Here is a 19745-nt window from a genome sequence, read left to right on the forward strand (position 1 = left end):
GATGGCGTACCGGCTCAAGAAACTCTCCGAATACGTCCGTGGTTGGATGGGCTACTTCGGCATCTCGGACTACTACCGGCCGATTCCCGAGCTGGACCACTGGCTGCGGCGGCGCATCCGCCTGTGCGACTGGAAACAGTGGCGCGGGGTGCGCAATCGCATTCGCCAGTTGCTGGCCCTGGGGTCGTCGAAGCGTGCCGCGATCTGGACGGGCATGAGCTCCAAGAGCGACTGGCATCTGTCCCGCTCGCTGGGCACGCAAACCGGGATGACCAATGACTGGCTGAAAGGCCAGGGCTTGATCAGCATTCGCGATCAGTGGATGAAAGCGCATGGCTATGCCTAAAGCGTCGTGTGCTCCCTTCTTGTGAATCGCCTAGTGCGGACCCGCATGCTAGGTGGTGTGGGGAGGGCGGGCTAAACACCCGCCCTTACCCGATTAGGCGATTTGAGCCACTAGGGCTTGATCTTGCTACTGTGCGTAGGAAGTGCCAAAGTAGCAGTAATCGCCGTTAGTAACCGCCGAGGGTGTGGTTATCGTAACTGTGTCCGCACCGGCCGCAGGTATAGTTGTATCCGTCCACGTAACCCGGGCAATCACACAGATAGCAACTACCATTGCCAGCTTCCGCTCTGGTAACGAATAAGCTGGCTGGCAAAAGGGCCGCTAAAGGGGCCAGCAATATCTGTTTGATGCTGCTTCGACGCCCTTTGTCGATCGCTTTGTGTGACTCATGCGAATCGTTCTTGCCGTTACTACACATCGCTCTTGATCTCCATTACTCCCTCTACGCCAGAATTGCCGGCGAGCGAGGAGGGATTGCTAGCTCGCCTAACCATGAGTATCTGGGCCAACTGGCCCAGATACCCCGATAATAGCTGAAGTTTCGAGCGTTTTCGCGTGAATCCTAGGCGGTGGGGCAGTAGCAGAGCATCACCGCCCTGATAAGTTGATAAAACCGGTATTTTCTTGCCATCAAGCCGCATAACCCCGCTCTAGCGCGATTATCAAGGCGAGAAAGCATGGATAAGTTGATATTTGCGGGATTTTCGGGCGAGAATCTCCGCTTGGTCGGAACGCACCCCGGATCGTTCGAACCAGCGAGAGGATGGATGGCGGGACCAAGGCTGATGGACGAGGTCCGGAGCCTGATGCACAGGCTTCACTACTCGATCCATACTGAGCGCAGTTACTGTGATTGGATCGCGCGGTATATCCGGTTTCATCGGATGCAGTCGCGCGAAGAGCTGTTGCGGGCTGGTGCGGCTGAGGTTGAGCAGTTTCTGACACACCTCGCCGAGGAAGGGAAGGTCGCCGCAGCAACACAGAACCAGGCGATGAATGCCTTGGTCTTTCTCTACAAGCGAGTGCTGGAGCGCCCGCTCGAAGGCCCTATCGACGCGGCGCGCGCAAGCAAGGAACGGCGGGTACCCGTTGTGCTGACTCGCGAAGAGGTCGCTCAGATTCTCCCGCTGGTGGACGGTCAGGCCGGGCTGGTGGTGCGGCTGCTCTATGGCAGTGGGCTGCGGACCACCGAGGCGGTGCGGCTGCGAGTCCTGGACGTGGATTTTGGCTACAAGCAGATCACGGTCCGCTCCGGCAAGGGCAACAAGGATCGCGTGACCACGTTCCCGGACAAGATGGCCGATGCCCTGAAGCTGCATCTAGCGAAGGTGCGCCAGATCCACGAGCGAGACCTGGCAGACGGTTTCGGCGAGGTCTATCTGCCGTTTGCCCTGGATCGCCGCTTTCCGAACGCGTCGCGCGAGTGGCGTTGGCAATATGTGTTCCCCGCTGCCGGGCGAGCGGTGGACCCGCGGAGTGAGTCGGGGCAAGTTCGGCGACATCATCTGGACCAGAGCGTTGTCAACAAGGCGATCAAGCGGGCCGTCAAGCTGACCAATATCGATAAGCGCGTCAGCGCGCATACCTTCCGGCACAGTTTCGCGACGCACTTACTGCAACGGGGAACGGATATTCGGACGATTCAGGCGCTGCTCGGGCATCAAGACGTCGAGACGACCATGGTCTACACCCATGTGCTGAATCAGGGCGCGCAAGGGGTACCCAGTCCGTTGGATGATCTGCTGTGAGTGTTAAGAGGCAGGATGTCGTCATTGATGAGCCTCTCGCGCATTGAGAGAGCCGCGAGCTCTTCCTTCCCGCAAACGATGTGAGCCTCAGCTCGGTCGGTTTCCGACCGGACTGGTTGGGCTACACTAGCGGCCGCTCAAGCAACGAGGGCCAGAGCCGATGGCCCGAGAGTCGAGTATGAGAGTCGCGCAAGGCGCTGGGGCCGAGCCGGGGCCGGCCATCGCTTCGCCAACCGATGATGACCGCGTTCACAGGCTGCTCGCGCGTCTGCAACGCAAGTACAAGGGCCGCATCACCGGCGAGCTGGCGACGCCGGCCGCCGCGGCGCGCTACGCCGAGCTGCCTGAGGCCATGCATCCCAAGCTGCGTGACGCCCTGGCGGCGCGCGGGCTGACCCGGCTCTACGGCCATCAGCGCCAGGCCTGGGATCTGGCCGCGGCCGGCCAGCATCTGGTGGTCGCGACGCCAACCGCGTCCGGCAAGACCCTGTGCTACAACCTGCCGGTGCTGGATGCGGTGCTGAGCCGGCGCGCCAAGGCGCTGTACCTGTTCCCAACGAAGGCGCTGGCGCAGGACCAGGTCGCCGAGCTGATGGAGCTCAATCGGGCGGGCGGCGCAACAACCAGCGCCGAGCAAGCTCCCGCCGATGGCTTTGGCGGCGGAGCGGCGCTCAATCGCGACACGGCCCGCATCGACGGGCAGCCCACCGGGGACCAGGCAGCGAGCGGCGCCGCTTCAAGCTCGCCCCCAGCAGGGGCTCCAGCAGGGGCTCCTGTAGAGGCTCTGGCAGGGGCCGCCGCTGGGGCGGCCGGCGCTGCGGGAACGCTCGGCATCAAGGCCTTCACCTTCGACGGCGACACCCCGGGCGATGCGCGCAAGGCGGTGCGCACCCGCGGCGATATCGTGGTCTCGAATCCGGACATGCTGCACCAGGCGATCCTGCCGCATCACACCAAATGGGCGCAGTTCTTCGAGTCGCTCGCGTTCATCGTCGTCGATGAATTGCACAGCTACCGCGGCGTGTTCGGCTCGCATGTGGCCAATGTGTTTCGCCGGCTGCAGCGCATCTGCCAGTTCTATGGGGTCCGACCCCAATTCATCTTCGCGTCGGCCACCATCGCCAACCCGGCCGAGCTAGCCGAGCAGCTGATCGGCGCGCCGGTCACCGGGGTCACCAACAGCGGCGCGCCGCGCGGCTCACGCCATCTGCTGCTCTGGAATCCGCCGGTGATCAATCCGGACCTGGGCATCCGCGCCTCGGCGCGCTCGCAGAGCACGCGCATCGCGCGTATGGCGACCAAGGCCGGGCTGAAGAACATCGTCTTCGCGCGCACGCGGCTGATGGTCGAGGTCATCACCAAGTACCTGAAGGACGCCTTCGATCGCGACCCGCGCCGACCGCCGCGCGTGATCGCCTACCGCGGCGGCTATCTGCCCAGCGAGCGGCGCCAGACCGAGCGGGCGCTGCGCGCCGGCCGGGTCGATACCGTCGTCAGCACCTCGGCGCTCGAGCTCGGGGTCGACATCGGCGCGCTCGATGTCGCGATCCTGAACGGCTATCCGGGCACCATCGCCGCGACCTGGCAGCGGCTCGGGCGCGCCGGGCGCCGCAACCGCGGCAGCCTCGGCGTGCTGGTCGCGACCAGTGATCCGCTCGACCAGTACATGGTCCGGCATCCGGAGTTCTTCCTCGGCGCCTCACCGGAGCATGCGCGCATCCATCCGGACCAGCTGCTGATCCTGATGGATCATGTGCGCTGCGCCGCGTTCGAGCTGCCGTTCAAGGATGGCGACCGGTTCGGCGGCTCGAGCTGCGCCGAAGACCTGCACGAGATGCTCAGCTTTCTGCGCGACGAGGGCGTGCTGCAGCGCCAGGGCGGCCCCGACGGCGGACGCTGGTACTGGGTCGCGGACAGCTATCCGGCCAATGCGGTCTCATTGCGCTCGGTCGCCGAAGGCAACTTCGTCGTCATCGACATCGGCGACGGCAAGCAGACGATCATCGCCGAGGTCGACTACAGCGGCGCGCCGGGCACGCTCTACGAGGGCGCGATCTATATGGTCCAGTCGCAGCCCTATCAGGTCGAGCGGCTCGACTGGACCGGGCGCAAGGCCTTCGTGCGCAAGACCCGCGCCGACTACTACACCGATGCGATCGACTACACGCGGCTGAAGATCCTGGACCGCTTCGACAGCCGCCGGCTCGGTGCAGATCCGGCCGAGCGAGCGGCAACGCTTACGGCCGGAGAGGCCGCCGCGAGCGTTGCGGCAGCGCACGCCGATGATCCCGCCGGCGGCCTCACGAATCGACCGGTCTCGGCAGATGATACTGACGCAACGGGCGCATCGCCGACGGCCTCAAGACGCGCGCCACCGGCAGATTCGAGGCGAGCACCGCCCGCTGTCGCACCCGCGATCCCCCAGAAGCCATCAGCAACTGATGACTCGCCAGCGCCGTCCGGCGCGGCTGCGAGCGCTCCTGCGACAGCTGCATCGGAGGCCGCGCCTGAAGCCACAAAGGCCGCCGCCTCACATGGCGAGGTCCACATCGTGCGCCGCTATCCGGGCTACAAGAAGATCCGCTACTACAGCCACGACAACATCGGGTACGGCCATATCGACCTGCCCGATCAGGAGATGCACACCAGCGCGGTCTGGTGGCAGGTCGAGCCCAATGCGCTCGAGCGCTCACTGCCGACCCGCGAGCAGGCGATCGAGGGCTTCCTCGGCGCCGCCTACGCACTGCATCATGTCGCCGCGCTGCGCGCGATGGCGGAGGTGAGGGATCTCGGGCGCGCGGTCGGCGACAGCCAGGGCCGTTGGTTCGCGGTGGTCGGCGGCGATGGCCGCGGCCAGCTGCGCGGGCCGAGCAACGAGCCGCTGGAGGAGCCGCCCGGCGATCGCTTCGAGCCGACGCTGTTCCTCTACGACAACTATCCGGGCGGCGTCGGCCTCTCGGCGCCGCTGTTCGACGACGCGCAGGCGCTGGTCACCGATGCGCTCGGATTGGTCAGTGGCTGCGCCTGCGCGCACGGCTGTCCGGCCTGCATCGGCCCGATACTGGCCAGCGACGAGCAGGCGCTGCGCTCGCCGAAGCGCTCGGCGCTCATCGTGCTGCGGCTACTCGGCGGAACAACCGCAGCGGAGAGCAGCCGCGCATCCACCAGCGGCGCAGTGATTCGGGCCTGAGCAAGCCACGGCGCGGAGTATTGTTACGCCGGGACTAATCCAGACGGAGGAGCCGCCTATTTCCAGTATCTGGCGGCTTCTTGGTGTCCGGATCACAGCAGTCGGGACAATATCGAGGCGATCACGATGCCGAGCCTGCAGGAACGTTTGCGCCGACTCCGCGGGGCGACCGGGAGCGATGCCGACCCCGCTGCCACATCCCAGCGGCCTGAACCCAATCGCCAGCATCGCCACGCGACCGGAAGCGATGCCGACCCCGCTGCCACATCCCCCTCTGTTGCCAGCCCGGCTGATACCAGCCGGCCCAGGCCAAGCCTTGCCGCGCGCATGCGCCGGCTGGCACCAGCGCGCCACGGCGGCCGGCCGGCCGCGCCAGTGGCCGCCGAGACGGTCGCCGACCAGCTCGGCGCCGAGCTGATCAGGCCAGGTCTAGCGCTGCTCGAGCGTCGCCATCCGCTGACCTGGCGCCATGGGCGCTATCCGCTTGGCCGCTGCCTCGAGGGAGCACGCGCGCAGCCCGGCACCGGCCTCGATGACGCCCTGCTGGCGACCCCAGAAGCTGCGGTCTTCCTCGATACCGAGACCAGCGGCCTAGCCGGCGGCACCGGCACCTGGGTCTTCGTCGCCGGGCTCGGCCGTATCGAAGGCCGCGAGCTGGTCCTGCGCCAGTATCTGTTATTGCGGTTGGATGCCGAGGCCGAGATGATGGAGCGGGTCGCCGCCGAGCTCGGCGCGGCCGAGCAGCTGATCAGCTACAACGGCAAGGGCTTCGATCTGCCCCTGCTCGAGACCCGGCTCTGTCTCAACGGGCGCCGACCCGAGCTCGCGACGACGCCGCACCTGGACCTGCTCCATCCGGTGCGCCGGGCATTCGCGAGCCGGTGGCCCGACTGCCGGCTGGCCACCTGTGAGCGCAAGCTGCTCGGCGTCGAGCGCGGCGACGACCTGCCCGGCGCCGAGGCGCCAGCGGCCTGGCTCGAGTGGCTCCGGGGCGGCCAGCCGGGTCGGCTCGGCGCGGTGCTCCGGCACAACCGGCTCGATCTGCTCTCGCTGGCGGTGCTGATCCCGGCGCTGGCCGAGGTGCAGCGCGAGCCGGTGCGCCATGGCGCCGATATTCGCTCGCTCGCCCGCCATCTATGCCGCTGCAATCAGACCGAAGCGGCCGAACGGCTGCTCGAGGCGCACCGGCGCGAGCTCGAGCCCGCCGCGGCATTGGACCTCGCGCAGCTCAAGCGCCGTCGCGGGGCCTGGGTCGAGGCGCTCGCAATCTGGGAGGCGCTTGCAGCGCTGGGCGATCCCGCGGCCATCCTCGAGCTGGCCAAGCACCACGAGCACGTCGGTCGCGACCTGGCGCAGGCGCTCGCCTACGCCGAGCGCCTCCCCGATGGCGACGCCAGCGCGCATCGGCGTGCGCGGCTGCGGCGACGGCTGCAGCGCTGCGGCGACACCGGCGCGCTCAACCGCTGAGGCCGAACTGCCGCAGCCGGTGATCGGTCCACGCGCTGACGCCTCACGTCCGGGCAGCAGCACGCCGATTAGCCTTGGTCTCGGCCACCACCGCGGGCGGGGCGCGAATGAGCCGACCCCTTGCTACAGAAAGCCGTGGCGGCGCAGGAACTCCTCGGACAGGCCGCTGTGGGATGGGTCGGCCGCATGCTCGCCGAGCATCAGCCGCTCCAAATAGCGCGCGATCAGATCGACCTCGAGGTTGACCCGGCTGCCGACCCGGTAGTCGCCGATGATGGTCGCGCTTAGCGTATGCGGGACGATATTGAGATCGAACACAGCGCCCTTGACCGTGTTGACGGTCAGGCTGGTGCCGTCGACGCAGATCGAGCCCTTGACCGCGATATAGCGCGCGAGCTCGCCCGGGGCGTGGATCTGCAGCTTCCAGGAACGCGCATCCTGCTGGATGTCGAGCACCGTCCCGACGCCGTCGACATGACCGCTGACCAGATGTCCGCCGAGCGGCGTCGAGAGGCGCAACGCCTGTTCCAGATTGACCTTGGAGCCGGAACCCAGCTCGCCCAGCGTCGTGAGCGACAGGCTCTCGCGCGAGACATCGGCCGCGAAGCGGCCCGAGCCCAGCTCGACGGCGGTGAGGCAGACGCCGTTGACGGCGATGCTGTCGCCAATGGTCGCCTGCTCGAGGTCGAGCGCACCGGCGCTGATGCGCAAGCGCCGATCGCCGCCGCGGTCCTCCATCGACTCGACGCGGCCGATCGCCTCGATGATTCCGGTGAACATCTCAGATCTCCTGCCAGGTCGATCAGCGCCTGGCCACTGTCATGCAACGCACGCGTTCAGCGGGCGAGGCGCTGGAACAGCACGGTCATCAGCACCACCGGCGCCGCCAGCGCCAGCAGCAGCGCCGCATAGCCGCCGATCCACGGATTGGTGCGCCAGGCCAACAGGGCGAGCATCGCGACCACGAACAGCGCCCAGATCGCGAGCTTCACCTGGCCCACCGTGTCGATGGCCGCGGGCAACGCCAGCAGCGACACCGCATCAGGCGCCGCGGAGAGCACCGACAGCAGCAGCAGGCTGGGGATGCACATCAGCGCCGTATTCGGTAACGCGAAGGGCCTATAACCGTAGCGCGCCTGGGCATAGCGGTCGAGCGCATGCACTGACCAGACCAGCGCCATGAAGCCCGCAAAGGCCAGGATCAATTCCATCAGTGACAAAGCCGATGTCATCCGCGCCTCTCCGGCGAGTGATCAGTCCCGGCCCTATCAAAGTGCTCGCCTAGCCTGCACCGAGGGCCTGCTGATCGGCATGGTAAGACGACCGCACCATCGGGCCGCTCGCCACGTTCACGAATCCCATCCGCTCACCGGCCTCACGCAGCGCCTCGAACTCGGCCGGCTCCCAGTAGCGGCGCACCGGCAGGTGATCCCGGCTCGGCTGCAGGTACTGCCCCAGCGTGAGCATGTCGCAGTCATGGGCGCGCAGATCGGCCATCACGGCCAGCACCTGCTCGGTGGTCTCGCCCAGTCCCAACATCAGGCCCGACTTGGTCGGCACCTCCGGATGGAGGGCCTTGAAACGCTTGAGCAAGGCCAGCGAGCCGGCATAGTCTGCGCCCGGACGCGCCTCGCGATAGAGCGCCGGGACCGTCTCGAGGTTGTGATTGAAGACATCGGGCCGTCCGTCGCCGGTGAAGGCCGCTAAGGCGCGCTCCTCGCGGCCACGGAAATCCGGCACCAGCACCTCGAGCTTGATCCCGGGGCAGCGGGCGCGCACCGCGCGCAGGCAGGCGGCGAAGTGCCCAGCCCCGCCATCGCGCAGATCGTCGCGGTCGACCGAGGTGATGACCACGTAGTTGAGCCGCATGCGCGCGATCGATTCGGCGAGCAGCACCGGCTCCGCTTCATCGATCGGCTCCGGACGGCCGTGCGCGACATCGCAGAACGGGCAGCGCCGCGTGCAGACGTCGCCGAGGATCATGAAGGTTGCGGTGCCATGATTGAAGCACTCGCCGAGGTTCGGGCATTGCGCCTCCTCACAGACGGTCGCCAGCCGGTTCTCGCGCAGCAGGCGCTTGATCCTGGCCACGCCCGGCCCAATCGGAGCCTTGGCCCGAATCCAGGCCGGCTTGCGCGGCACCTCGGCGGCGCGTTCGATCTTGACCGGGATGCGCGCGACCTTGTCGAGCCCGCGTTGATGGGTGGCAGGACTGAAGCGAGAGGGGGCGGTCAGCGGTTGATCATTCGACATGAGGAGGGTTTCTCTCTAATCTCGCAGCGTCTTGCAGCGAAGACGACTGGCATGGCAATGTTGCCAGTCTATCATCGACGACAGGGATAGCCTGCAAGGCCCGCCGCTCGGCGCCTGGAGGCAGCACGACTCGTGCACAGTAGGAGCCATGTGCAGCGCCACGGGTAAAGGGTTGTTTAAGAGTGTCCTAAGGTTGGGTTTGCGTGGCTGGCAGCCAAACTGATCTGACCCGACCCAGCTGACCCGACCCAGCCGACCAGGCCGATCTGGCCCGACCAATCTGATCGGCCTCGCATCAAGTGACGTCTCGCCGCAACTGAGTTATGCTTGTCGGCTTGACTTCGCACGGCCCCGCCTGATGTCCGACAGCGCCATGCCCCTGAACACGACCGAAGAGATCATCGACGAGCTCCGTGCCGGGCGTATGGTCGTGATCATGGACGACGAGGATCGCGAGAACGAAGGCGATCTGCTGCTCGCGGCCGACGCCGTGACGCCCGAGGCGATCAACTTCATGGCCAAGTATGGCCGCGGTCTGATCTGCCTGACCCTGACCAAGGAGCGCTGCGAGCGGCTGCGTCTGCCGCTGATGGTCAACGCCAACAATGCGCCGCACTCGACCGCGTTCACGGTCTCGGTCGAGGCCGCACGCGGGGTCACAACCGGCATCTCGGCGGCCGACCGCGCCCGCACCATCGGCGCAGCCGTCTCGCCGGACGCCAAGCCGAGCGATCTGGTCCAGCCCGGCCATGTGTTCCCGCTGATGGCTCAGCCTGGCGGCGTCCTGGTGCGCGCCGGCCATACCGAGGCCGGCTGCGATCTCGCGCGACTGGCCGGCTTCGAGCCCGCTGCCGTCATCGTCGAGATCCTGAACGAGGATGGCACCATGGCGCGGCGGCCGGACCTCGAGGCCTTCGCCGAGGCCCATGGGCTGAAGATCGGCACCATCGCCGATCTGATCCATTACCGGGTCGCGAACGAGAAGGCGGTGATCCGGGAGGCACGGGGCACACTCCCGACCCGGGTCGGGACCTTCGAGGTAACGGCCTACCGGGATACGATCGACAACGACATCCATCTGGCGCTGGTGATGGGGCAGCTCGACCCCGATCGTCCAACCCTGGTCCGGGTCCATCTGCAGAACACGCTCTGCGACCTCTTCGGCACGCAGCACTCGGCCTGCGGCTGGCCGTTGGATGACGTGATGCGCCAGATCGCCGAGGCCGGCGAAGGGGCGATCGTGGTCCTGCGCAATCGTGATCAAGGCGAGGACGTCCTCGCAAAGCTCGGTGCGATCGCGGCCTCGGAGACCGATCAGCCCCCGCCCGCGCCGCGCAGCGAGCGTAACGAGCTGCGGACCTACGGTATCGGTGCGCAGATCCTCTCCGACATCGGCGTCCACAAGATGCGGGTGATGAGCGCACCGAAGGCCATGCATGCGATCTCGGGATTCGATCTCGAGGTGGTCGAATACTTGGGCGGCCGCAGCAGCCTGGAGACAGAATCATGATCAAGACCTACGAGGGCGCCTTGCGCGCCGGACAGGCCCGCTACTGCCTTGTCGTCTCACGCTGGAACGGCTTCATCGTCGAGCAGCTCGAGAAGGGTGCGCTCGACGCCCTGCGCCGGCACGGCGCCGAGGAAGCGGACCTGACCATCGTGCGCGTGCCCGGCGCGTTCGAGATGCCGGTCGCGATCGAGCGCATCGCGGCGAAGGGCGATCAGGACGCGATCATCGCGCTCGGCGCCGTGCTCCGCGGCGGCACCCCGCATTTCGAGTACGTCGCCAGTGAGTGCGTCAAGGGGATGGCTCAGGTCAGCCTCAAGCACGGCGTCCCGGTCACCTTCGGCGTGCTCACGGTCGACACCATCGAGCAGGCCATCGAGCGCGCTGGCACCAAGGCCGGCAACAAGGGCGCCGAGGCCGCGCTCTCGGCGATCGAGATGGTCGACCTGCTGCGCGGGCTCGGTTGAAGATGGCCGGGCGCCGCACCGAGGCGCGCCGCTACGCGGTGCTCGCGCTCTATCAATGGCAGGTCAGCAGGCTGTCTCCAGCCGAGATCGCCAGTCACTTCTTCGATGACCCGGCCTGGATGGAGGCGATCGCCGAGGGCATGAGCGAGGGCCATGACGAGCCGTCCAACCCCGCGCCCTCGGCGCCCCGCGTCGCCCGCGCCTACGATCATCAGCTCTTCGATAGCCTGCTGCGCGGGGTGCCGGACAAGGCCGACCAGATCGACGACGCGCTGCGCGGCAATCTGGACCGCTCGCTGCAAAGCCTCGATCCGGTCGAGCGCAGCATCCTGCGTATCGGCACCTACGAGCTGTTGTTCAGCTTGGAACTGCCGGCACGTATCATCATCAACGAGGCCGTTGAGCTGGCCAAGGCCTTCGGCGCCGAGCAGGGGCACCGTTACGTCAACGCAGTGCTCGATCGCGTCGCGCATCGGGCACGCGCTGAGGAACTAGCCCGCAACTGACGCGCGAGCGCAGTCATCAGCCATGCCGCGGGAGCCATTGCGATGTCCGAGTTCAAGCTGATTGCAGACCATCTCACTGGCCTCGGCGCTGCACGCCCCGACGTGCTGCTCGACGTCGGCGATGATTGCGCGCTGCTCGATGTCCCCCAAGATCGCGAATTGGCGCTGAGCATCGACACACTGGTTGCCGGCGTCCATTTCCTGCCCGACGCCGACCCGGAAGGGCTCGGTCATAAGGCGCTGGCCGTTGGTCTGAGCGACCTGGCCGCGGTTGGGGCCGAGCCGGCATGGGCAACGCTGGCGCTGACCCTGCCCGAGGCCGATGCGCACTGGCTGAGCCGGTTCGCGCGCGGGTTCGCGACCCTCGCCCAGCAAGAGGACGTCCGGCTGGTTGGCGGTGATCTGACACACGGCCCCCTGGCCATCTCGGTGCAGGTCCATGGGCTGGTTCCGCGCGGCCATGCGCTGCGCCGCGCCGGCGCCAAGCCAGGCGACCTGGTTTGCGTCAGCGGCGCGCTCGGTGATGCCGGTCTGGCGCTCGAGCACCTGCAGCAGGGCGAGCCACTTGGTGACTACCTGCGCCAGCGGCTGGAGCGACCGACCCCCCGCGTCGCGCTCGGCGAGGTGCTCCGTGGTGTCGCCAGCGCCGCGATCGACCTCTCCGATGGGCTGGCCGCCGACCTCGGCCACATCCTCGCGGCCTCCGGCTGCGGCGCCCGGATCGAGCTCGACCGGCTGCCCCTTGCCGATCAGGTTGCCGGGGCGGTCGCCGCGCGGAACGACTGGCGCCTTCCGCTGTGCTCCGGCGATGATTACGAGCTCTGCTTCACGCTGCCGCCGGAGCACCATGCCGAGCTCAAGGTGATGGCGGCGGCCGCCGGCTGTCCGCTGACGCAGGTCGGCGAGATCGAGGCCCGCACTGGTCTGCGCTTTGTCGGCGCAGACGGCCATCTCTGGCACGGCGAGGTCGGCGGATACGATCATTTTGCGATCACAGGATCATGACCTTCGAACCCACATCGCTTTAGGAGACCCACGATGAGCACAACCTCTGCAACCGACACCCCGACGCCGCCGGCCTTCGAATCGGGTCGCCCCGAGCACTGGATCGCATTCGGCTTCGGCGCCGGCCTGTCGCCGATGGCCCCCGGCACCATGGGCACCCTGGTCGCGGTACCGATCTATCTGGTGCTCGCCAGTCTGCCTGGGATGGTCTATGGGATCGCCCTCGCGGCCCTGATCGCCATCGGCATCTGGGCCTGCAGCAAGGTGCTCGCCGAGAGCGACGACCAGGACCCGCCGTCGATCGTCTGGGATGAGGTCCTGGGCTTCCTGGTGGCGATGGCGGCGGCACCGATGATCAGCCTGAACTGGATCATCTTCGGCTTCCTGCTGTTCCGCCTGTTCGACATCTACAAGCCCTGGCCGGTGAGCTGGTTCCAGCGGCGGTTCCACGGCGGCTTTGGGATCATCGCCGACGATCTCGCCGCCGGCGCGATGGCCTGGCTGGTCCTGAAGGTGATGGCGATGATCGTCGTCGCCTCACTCGGCCACGGTGCGGCTGTCGCGCATTGATGTGGAGAGCCGGTTGCGCCCGTTCCACCGCTGACGCAAGTCGGCGCTAATCGCGCGGACCGGCGTCAGCCGGTCTCACCCCGCCGCTGCCGCCCTCATCGTGCGCCGCCGTCGCTGCTGCGACGGCGGCGTCTGTCGTTTCCGCGCCACTCAGGGCGGCAGCACCCATTCGCCACAAGCACCCCAAGCCCGGCACAAGCCCGGCTGCGACCCCTTCACTCTCTCGGATCGAAATCGACGCCCCCCTGCATGAGCGATACGCCGATCTACAGCCCGGAAGGGCTCGAGCGCCTGCCGCTGCATCGGTTCAGCGAGAAGGCCTACCTCGACTACTCGATGTACGTGATCCTGGACCGCGCGCTGCCGCATATCGGCGACGGTCTCAAGCCCGTGCAGCGCCGCATCCTCTACGCGATGTCCGATCTCGGGCTGACGGCGGCGGCCAAGTTCAAGAAATCGGCACGGACCGTCGGCGACACGCTCGGCAAGTTCCATCCGCACGGCGACAGCGCCTGTTATGAGGCAATGGTGCTGATGGCGCAGTCGTTCAGCTATCGCTACCCGCTGATCGACGGCCAGGGCAACTGGGGCTCGCCCGACGACCCCAAATCGTTCGCGGCGATGCGCTATACCGAATCGCGGCTCACCCAATACGCCGAGGTCCTGCTCGCCGAGGTCAACCAGGGCACGGTCGACTGGCAGCCCAACTTCGACGGCAGCCTCGAGGAGCCCAAGACCCTCCCGGCACGGCTGCCGAACCTGCTGCTGAACGGCTCCAGCGGCATCGCCGTCGGCATGGCGACGGACATCCCGTCGCACAACCTCCGCGAGGTCGCAAAGGCGTGCATCCACCTGCTCAAGCATCCAAAGGCCGATGTCGCGGCGCTGATGCGGCATATCCAAGGTCCGGACTTCCCGACCGCCGGCGAGATCATCACCCCGCGGGCCGAGCTGCAGCGGATCTACGAGACCGGTCATGGCTCGGTAAAGCAGCGCGCCCATTACGAGCTCGAGCAGGGCGACATCGTGATCACCGCGCTCCCGTACCAGGTCTCGGGCAGCCGGGTGCTGGAGCAGATCGCTGCCCAGATGCAGGCGAAGAAGCTGCCGATGCTCGAGGACCTGCGCGACGAGTCCGATCATGAGTGCCCGACCCGGCTGGTGCTGGTGCCGCGCTCGAACCGGGTTGATGTCGAGCGCCTGATGTCACACCTGTTCGCGACCACCGACCTCGAGCGCGGCTATCGGGTCAACCTGAACCTGATCGCACTGAACGGCCGGCCGCGGGTCATGAACCTGCGCGAGATCCTCGATGAATGGCTGAGCTATCGGCGCACCACGGTCCGGCGCCGGCTCCAGCACCGGCTCGACAAGGTGCTCGAGCGGCTGCATCTGTTGGAAGGCCTGTTGATCGCCTTCCTGAACATCGACGAGGTGATCCGGATCATCCGCACCGAGGACGAGCCCAAGCCGGTGCTGATGGAGCGCTTCGGCCTCTCCGATACCCAGGCCGAGTACGTCCTGAACACCCGGCTGCGCCAGCTCGCGCGGCTGGAGGAAATCAAGATCCGCGCCGAGCAGGACGCGCTCTCGGCCGAGCGCGACCAGATCCAGGCCACCCTCGGCAGCGAAAACAAGCTGCGCGACCTGCTCATCGAAGAGATCGAGGCCGATACGAAGAAGCACGGTGATGCGCGCCGCTCGCCGCTGACCGAGCGCCCGGTCGCCGCGGCGCTGAACGACACCGAGATCGCCCCGAGCGAGCCCGTCACCGTTGTCCTCTCCGAGAAGGGCTGGGTGCGCCAGGCCAAGGGGCACGAGATCGACGGCACCGGGCTGTCGTATAAATCCGGCGATCGTTTCCTCTCGGCCGCGCGGCTGCGCAGCAATCAGCCGGCCGTGTTCCTCGACAGCACCGGCCGCAGCTACTCGCTGCCTGCCCATTCGCTGCCGTCGGCGCGCGGCCAGGGCGAGCCCTTGACCGGCCGGCTCGATCCGCCCAAGGGCGCGAGCTTCGTCGTCGCACTCGGCGGAGACCCCCAGCAGCGGCTGCTGCTGGCCTCCGATGCCGGCTATGGCTTCCTCTGCAATCTGGAGGCGCTGATCGCCAAGCCGCGCGCCGGCAAGGCCGTCCTGACGCTGCCGCCCAATGCGCAGGTGCTGCCTCCGGTACCGGTTCCGGCCTCAGGGTCATCGGAACGCGAGCTGCTGGTGGCGGTCGCGACCAATGCCGGACACCTGCTGCTGTTCCCGATCACCGAGCTGCCGGAGCTGCCCCGCGGCAAAGGCAACAAGCTCATCGGCATCCCGAGCGCACAGGCCAAGTCCCGCGATGAGATCGTCGCGGCCATCGGTGTGATCGAGGTCGGGAGCAGCCTGAGCATCCTCAGCGGCAAGCGTCAGGTCAAGCTCAAGCCCAGCGACCTCGAGCACTATCGCGGCGAGCGCGGCCGGCGCGGCAACCGGCTACCGCGCGGTTTTCAGCGGGTCGACGGCTTTGCGCTGGAGTGATAGCGCGAGCGCCATTGGCGCCAGAGCGCGATCAGCCCGAGCGCGGCCAGGATGCCGAGTCCGTCAGCAGCCCAATCGAGCAAGGAGAACTCACGCGTCGGCAGAACATGCTGGATGATCTCGATCAGCAGCCCATATCCGAGTAAGGGCACCCAGAGCGAGAACGCAGACCGGCGGGTTGGCCAGCCAAACGCGGCAAGCGCCGTCATCACTGCAAAGGCGAGCAGGTGGTTGGCCTTGTCCCAGGTCAAGCCCGGGGCATCCTCGCTCGGCAGAAAGGCCAGGTAGGCAACCACCAGCACGCACGACCAGAACGCCACCTGAGACAACCGTCGGATCAGCCCTTGCAACTGATCCGCATCCAAGATTCCTTGACGCGCCATGAACCTTACCCGTACGCAAATGCTAACGACGCTGGCGCAGGCCCAGACGCCGGTCGAGCAGGAGTATAACGATCTGGAGCTCGAGGTTTCAGGAACCCTGCCGCCGGCGCTGAACGGCGTCCTCTTCCGCAACGGGCCGGGACGCTTCGAGCGCGGCGGCGTCCGGTACGGGCATGCCTTCGACGGCGACGGTCACATCTGCCGATTCCAATTCGACAACGGTCGCGTCTACTACCGGAATCGGTTCGTGCGCACCAGGGCCTATCTGGCCGAAGAACGCGCCGGCCGGATGTTGTGGCGCGGCTTCGGCACCCAGAAGCCGGGCGGCCTTCCGGCCAACCTGCTGCGGCTGCGCTTCAAGAACGCTGCGAACACGAGCATCATCATGCATGCCGGCCGTCTGCTGGCGCTTTGGGAAGGCGGCGCCCCGCACCGGCTGGACCCGGTCACGCTCGCCACCCTCGGCGAGGAGGACTTCGACGGCCAACTGCGCAACCGCTTCGACCCGCTCTCGCGCTGGAGCTCACCGTTACTGCCCTTCTCGGCCCATCCGAGCATCGATGCCGTCTCCGGGGAGCTGATCAACTTCGGACTGGTGCTCGGCCGTCCGAGCCGGCTGATCCTCTATCGGGTCGACGCCGAGGGCAGGATGGCGACACCGGCCGTGCATCAGCTCGACCGCTTCAGCTTCGTTCACCAGATCGCGGTCACCGACCGCTGGGTCTGCGCGCTGCTTCCGTATGCCGACTTCGACATCCCGCGCGCGCTGTTGGGTCTGCGCAGTCCTGCGGCATCGCTCAAGCTTGACACCGAGCGGCCGATGCAGGCCCTGCTGATCCCGCGCGATGGCGGACCAAGCCGGCTGATCGAGACCGGTGTACCGGGGTTCGTCTTCCATATCGCCCAGGCCCTGGACACCGAGGATGGTGGCCTAAGCCTCCATGTGGTGCGCTATCCGAGCTTCCCGGCACTCGGCGACGTCGAACAGTTCTTCACCGAGGTCGAGCGCAGCGATGGCCTGCCGCGACTGGAGCAGCTGCGGATCGATCCGAACGGCGACCGGAGCACGCTGAACCGCTGTAGCGAAACCGGCTTCGAGCTGCCGACAAGCACGCCGGGCCGCATCGGCGCGCCACAACGCCCGATCTATGGCATCGCGACCCCGCCCGAGCGCCGCCTGCCCTTCTTCAGCGCGCTGAGCCGCTTCGAGATCGACACCGGCGAGCTAACCCAACGCGATCTGGGCCGCGACCTGCCCGGCGAGCCGATCCCGACCGCACCCACGGCCGACAGCGAAGACTGGCTGCTCGCGCTCGTCTACCGCTCGGCCGAGCAGCGGAGCGATCTGCTGGTGCTGAACGCGACGGACCTGAGCACCCAGGCGACGATCCATCTGCCGCACAGGGTGCCGTTGGGCTTCCACGGCTGTTGGGTGCCCGAGAGCAGCGCGGCCTAAGGCGATTTCTGTCAAAGCTCATACCGCCTTGCTGGTCTTTTCGCTCGCCTTCTTCGTCGCGCCGCCGGTCACATAGCCCGGCTATGCTCCCGGCGACGCTCCTCGAAGGCAAACGAACATCCTGCGCAATTCGGTACGAGCTTTTCCGGCAATCGCCTAAAGGAACAGCAAACAGAGATTGATCGACCGCCCGGGTCGACGCGCACGGCAGGGGCGGAAGCCGCGCTGGCACTGGACGCCTGCTGCGGCACTGGCATCAAGCAGGCAACAAGAGCCCGAGGCCCTAACAGTAGAGGCTAGTGCATCGCGTCAGCAATGCCGAGCCCCTTGTCCTGCCATCTGGCTCTCAGCGCTGTAGGAGCCCGCTTGCGGGCGACCAGGCCGCGCTCGTGGCGGCGACGATCGCCCGCAAGCGGGCTCCTACCCCACGACCATTGACGGCAGCGGCAATCGGTCTCGGGATTTCCGCTGTCTTGCACTAGACTGACTTTTCAAGCATAGGCATGAGCAGATCAGCGGCCTCGGCGACCCCGGTCGGCGCCACCGGCGGCGCAGGGCCCGCCGCCAACAACTCGGCCAACGGCTCGCTCAGCTCACCGGCGGCGACGGCATCCGCACTGACCTCCCGCAACGGGACCTGACGCCCAAGCCAGTCGACCAGCCAGCGGCTCTCGGGCCAGTCCCGGCGCTCGACCGAGAGCACCGGGATGCCGCTGCAGGCCGTCTCGGCAAAGGTGCCGTACCCCGGCTTCGTGATCAGCGCATCGCAGCTCGCCAATACCTCGAGCACGCTGGGACCATTGCTGGGACCATCGCTGGGGCCATCCGCGCTGATCACCGTGAGATCATCGCGCCCGTTGCCGGCGCCCGCGTCCGGACTGAGCAGATGGACCCCTTCCAGCAGACGCGGCCCACCGCCGAGCCGTAGGCGTCCCGTTCCGCCGAACTGCATCAGCACCAGTCGCTCACTGGCGGGACGCCCCAATAACGTACGCAGCCCTGCAGGATCGCGCTGGTGCGGCGCGGCAATCGGTCCGATATCGCGGCCGTTCGGCAGCCAGTCCATCGGCATCGACGGGGCTGGCCGCAGAAACAGCTCGGCGCGCGCATAGGCATCGCGCATGCGTTCGGCGAGCCCGGCCGGGACCTGTCCCCCCACAGGACTCTCGCACAGGATGTCGTACCAGCTCAGCGAAGACAGCGCGACTGCAGGCAGGCCCATCGCACCGGCGACATCCAACGGCAGCCAGGGGATGTCGGCGAGCACCAGATCAGGGCGCGTCTCCTCGAACAGCTGGCGCTGTCGCGCCCAATGCATCGCGTAGTCCGCATCGAAGGCGATATAGTCGGCCAGCCCTTCAACCCAGCGGGTCGCCAGCGGCCCGTCCATTGGCAGCGCGACATCGGCCGCGGCCTGGACATGTCGGAAATCAGCGGGCAGCCGGGACGCTGCGAACGCCGTCGAGACCGGGCCTTGGAGTGTTAATGCGAGACCAGGCAGGCGCCGGCGCAGCTCGGCAACGACTGGGGCAACCTGAGCGAGATGCCCGTAGCCATGAGCGGTAACCGCGATGAAGAGGTGTGGCATCTCAGGCTTCGCTCCCGCTGCTCGACCTCTTCGCGTCTCAGTGCCTGCGCAGCAGGTCCACGCTCAATCCCGGCCGTCGCCGCAGCCGCATTGCAGACAAGGTTTGGGTCGATGCAGCGTTTTGTTGGCGGGGTCGAGGGACGGGCCGGAGAGAAGGAACAGGACCCGTCGGATGAGCTGGCCGCAACTGGGTGGCCGAATAGGGGGTGGCCGAACAGGGGTGGACAAGGCCCTTACGCGAGCGCCTTGACGCGGGCGTTCAGCCGGGACTTGTGGCGAGCGGCCTTGTTCGCGTGGATCAGGCCCTTTCCGGCGGCGCGATCGATGACCGGGACGGCCTTCTTGTACGCCTCGGCGGCACCGGCCTGATCGCCAGCGGCGGCTGCTTTCAGGACCTTCTTCATCGCGGTGCGCAGGGTGCTGCGCTGTGCGGCGTTGCGCTGCCGATTCTTCTCGGCTTGACGAGCGCGCTTGCGTGCTTGGACGGTATTGGCCAAGAGTCATCTCCTAGGCTTGGCGAATCGGGCAAAAGACGAGTCGGCTGAGTGTGTTGGCGGTTAAACGCCTAGCCGCGCAGTATCGCGCCAAACGCATTGCGCGTCAACTGCCTGTCCCAAGCGGCAGCAATTCCCGCCATCCTCGGAGATGGCAGCTGACAAGACACGGAGACCGGCATTGAAGATCTCTGGACGCATGGACGCCTCGCTGCAGAGCAACGCTTTGATGAAGCTGGCTTGTTCTCCCCTCA

At 67.0% G+C, this 19745-nt stretch carries 17 protein-coding genes; 11 read left to right on the top strand and 6 right to left on the bottom strand.

Annotation, left to right across the window (positions count from 1 at the left end; genetic code table 11):
• From CKO40_RS21885 to CKO40_RS21905, 4 genes are all read left to right on the top strand, one after another.
• On the top strand, positions 1–346 hold a 346-nt coding region (locus CKO40_RS21885; protein WP_200348409.1), incomplete at its 5' end, for a group II intron maturase-specific domain-containing protein.
• Positions 347–1113: 767 nt separating this feature from the next.
• Entirely contained in the window at positions 1114–2094 is a 981-nt protein-coding gene (locus CKO40_RS21890; protein WP_200348581.1) for an integron integrase, read from the top strand.
• 352 nt (positions 2095–2446) lie between these two features.
• Positions 2447–5284: a DEAD/DEAH box helicase gene (locus CKO40_RS24680; protein WP_420827407.1), complete on the top strand. Its 2838-nt coding sequence runs from the start codon at positions 2447–2449 to the stop codon at positions 5282–5284.
• Positions 5285–5611: 327 nt separating this feature from the next.
• Positions 5612–6751 (top strand): ribonuclease H-like domain-containing protein, encoded by a 1140-nt coding sequence (locus CKO40_RS21905; RefSeq protein ID WP_200348582.1) that lies wholly within the window; start codon positions 5612–5614, stop codon positions 6749–6751.
• A gap of 123 nt (positions 6752–6874) precedes the next feature.
• On the opposite strand, the gene CKO40_RS21910 is transcribed toward CKO40_RS21905, so the two are convergent.
• Genes CKO40_RS21910 through lipA form a run of 3 tightly spaced genes read right to left on the bottom strand, consistent with a single transcriptional unit; the run spans position 6875 to position 9004 of the window.
• On the bottom strand, positions 6875–7531 hold the full coding sequence (locus CKO40_RS21910) for a riboflavin synthase (RefSeq protein ID WP_200348583.1): 657 nt from the start codon (positions 7529–7531) through the stop codon (positions 6875–6877).
• A gap of 56 nt (positions 7532–7587) precedes the next feature.
• The gene (locus tag CKO40_RS21915) at positions 7588–7983 is read right to left on the bottom strand and encodes a hypothetical protein (RefSeq protein WP_200348584.1); all 396 of its coding nucleotides are present in this window, start codon (positions 7981–7983) and stop codon (positions 7588–7590) included.
• Positions 7984–8032: 49 nt separating this feature from the next.
• The gene (lipA, locus tag CKO40_RS21920) at positions 8033–9004 is read right to left on the bottom strand and encodes a lipoyl synthase (RefSeq protein ID WP_200348585.1); all 972 of its coding nucleotides are present in this window, start codon (positions 9002–9004) and stop codon (positions 8033–8035) included.
• Positions 9005–9377: 373 nt separating this feature from the next.
• Here lipA and ribBA point away from each other — a divergent pair, with 373 nt between their 5' ends.
• The 6 genes from ribBA to parC all read left to right on the top strand — a co-directional run bounded on the left by ribBA (position 9378) and on the right by parC (position 15570).
• Positions 9378–10514, top strand: a complete 1137-nt coding sequence (ribBA, locus tag CKO40_RS21925) for a bifunctional 3,4-dihydroxy-2-butanone-4-phosphate synthase/GTP cyclohydrolase II (protein WP_200348594.1) — start codon at positions 9378–9380, stop codon at positions 10512–10514.
• The gene (ribH, locus tag CKO40_RS21930; RefSeq protein ID WP_200348595.1) at positions 10508–10978 is read left to right on the top strand and encodes a 6,7-dimethyl-8-ribityllumazine synthase; all 471 of its coding nucleotides are present in this window, start codon (positions 10508–10510) and stop codon (positions 10976–10978) included. The genes ribBA and ribH overlap by 7 nt, the downstream gene beginning before the upstream one ends.
• A 2-nt stretch (positions 10979–10980) precedes the next feature.
• Entirely contained in the window at positions 10981–11484 is a 504-nt protein-coding gene (nusB, locus tag CKO40_RS21935) for a transcription antitermination factor NusB (protein ID WP_200348586.1), read from the top strand.
• 42 nt (positions 11485–11526) lie between these two features.
• Positions 11527–12489: a thiamine-phosphate kinase gene (thiL, locus tag CKO40_RS21940; RefSeq protein WP_200348587.1), complete on the top strand. Its 963-nt coding sequence runs from the start codon at positions 11527–11529 to the stop codon at positions 12487–12489.
• Between the two features lie 33 nt (positions 12490–12522).
• Positions 12523–13059 (top strand): phosphatidylglycerophosphatase A family protein, encoded by a 537-nt coding sequence (locus CKO40_RS21945; protein ID WP_200348588.1) that lies wholly within the window; start codon positions 12523–12525, stop codon positions 13057–13059.
• A 249-nt stretch (positions 13060–13308) separates the two neighbouring features.
• Positions 13309–15570 carry a DNA topoisomerase IV subunit A gene (gene parC, locus CKO40_RS21950; RefSeq protein ID WP_200348589.1) on the top strand — a complete coding sequence of 754 codons (2262 nt, stop codon included), beginning with the start codon at positions 13309–13311 and terminating at the stop codon, positions 15568–15570.
• Here the strand turns inward: parC and CKO40_RS21955 are convergent.
• Positions 15540–15953, bottom strand: a complete 414-nt coding sequence (locus CKO40_RS21955) for a VanZ family protein (RefSeq protein WP_200348590.1) — start codon at positions 15951–15953, stop codon at positions 15540–15542. The two genes, parC and CKO40_RS21955, sit on opposite strands and share 31 nt — an antisense overlap.
• Between CKO40_RS21955 and CKO40_RS21960 the strand changes: the two genes are divergently transcribed.
• Positions 15952–17409, top strand: a complete 1458-nt coding sequence (locus CKO40_RS21960; protein WP_200348591.1) for a carotenoid oxygenase family protein — start codon at positions 15952–15954, stop codon at positions 17407–17409. The two genes, CKO40_RS21955 and CKO40_RS21960, sit on opposite strands and share 2 nt — an antisense overlap.
• 478 nt (positions 17410–17887) lie before the next feature.
• Here the strand turns inward: CKO40_RS21960 and CKO40_RS21965 are convergent, their stop codons facing one another.
• Together CKO40_RS21965 and rpsT are read right to left on the bottom strand one after the other, a co-directional pair.
• Positions 17888–18997: a glycosyltransferase family protein gene (locus CKO40_RS21965; protein WP_200348592.1), complete on the bottom strand. Its 1110-nt coding sequence runs from the start codon at positions 18995–18997 to the stop codon at positions 17888–17890.
• A 233-nt stretch (positions 18998–19230) separates the two neighbouring features.
• Positions 19231–19494: a 30S ribosomal protein S20 gene (rpsT, locus tag CKO40_RS21970; RefSeq protein WP_200348593.1), complete on the bottom strand. Its 264-nt coding sequence runs from the start codon at positions 19492–19494 to the stop codon at positions 19231–19233.
• Between the last annotated feature and the right edge of the window lie 251 nt (positions 19495–19745).

This window comes from Halochromatium glycolicum, from assembly GCF_016584085.1.
Taxonomy (GTDB): Bacteria; Pseudomonadota; Gammaproteobacteria; order Chromatiales; family Chromatiaceae; genus Lamprobacter; species Lamprobacter glycolicus.

Coding starts and splice junctions, on each gene's coding strand:
- CKO40_RS21890 (WP_200348581.1), top strand. CDS start 1,114: ATGGCGGGACCAAGGCTGATGGACGAGGTCCGGAGCCTGATGCACAGG.
- CKO40_RS24680 (WP_420827407.1), top strand. CDS start 2,447: ATGCATCCCAAGCTGCGTGACGCCCTGGCGGCGCGCGGGCTGACCCGG.
- CKO40_RS21905 (WP_200348582.1), top strand. CDS start 5,612: ATGCGCCGGCTGGCACCAGCGCGCCACGGCGGCCGGCCGGCCGCGCCA.
- CKO40_RS21910 (WP_200348583.1), bottom strand. CDS start 7,531: ATGTTCACCGGAATCATCGAGGCGATCGGCCGCGTCGAGTCGATGGAG.
- CKO40_RS21915 (WP_200348584.1), bottom strand. CDS start 7,983: ATGACATCGGCTTTGTCACTGATGGAATTGATCCTGGCCTTTGCGGGC.
- lipA (WP_200348585.1), bottom strand. CDS start 9,004: ATGTCGAATGATCAACCGCTGACCGCCCCCTCTCGCTTCAGTCCTGCC.
- ribBA (WP_200348594.1), top strand. CDS start 9,378: ATGCCCCTGAACACGACCGAAGAGATCATCGACGAGCTCCGTGCCGGG.
- nusB (WP_200348586.1), top strand. CDS start 10,981: ATGGCCGGGCGCCGCACCGAGGCGCGCCGCTACGCGGTGCTCGCGCTC.
- thiL (WP_200348587.1), top strand. CDS start 11,527: ATGTCCGAGTTCAAGCTGATTGCAGACCATCTCACTGGCCTCGGCGCT.
- CKO40_RS21945 (WP_200348588.1), top strand. CDS start 12,523: ATGAGCACAACCTCTGCAACCGACACCCCGACGCCGCCGGCCTTCGAA.
- parC (WP_200348589.1), top strand. CDS start 13,309: ATGAGCGATACGCCGATCTACAGCCCGGAAGGGCTCGAGCGCCTGCCG.
- CKO40_RS21960 (WP_200348591.1), top strand. CDS start 15,952: ATGAACCTTACCCGTACGCAAATGCTAACGACGCTGGCGCAGGCCCAG.
- CKO40_RS21955 (WP_200348590.1), bottom strand. CDS start 15,953: ATGGCGCGTCAAGGAATCTTGGATGCGGATCAGTTGCAAGGGCTGATC.
- CKO40_RS21965 (WP_200348592.1), bottom strand. CDS start 18,997: ATGCCACACCTCTTCATCGCGGTTACCGCTCATGGCTACGGGCATCTC.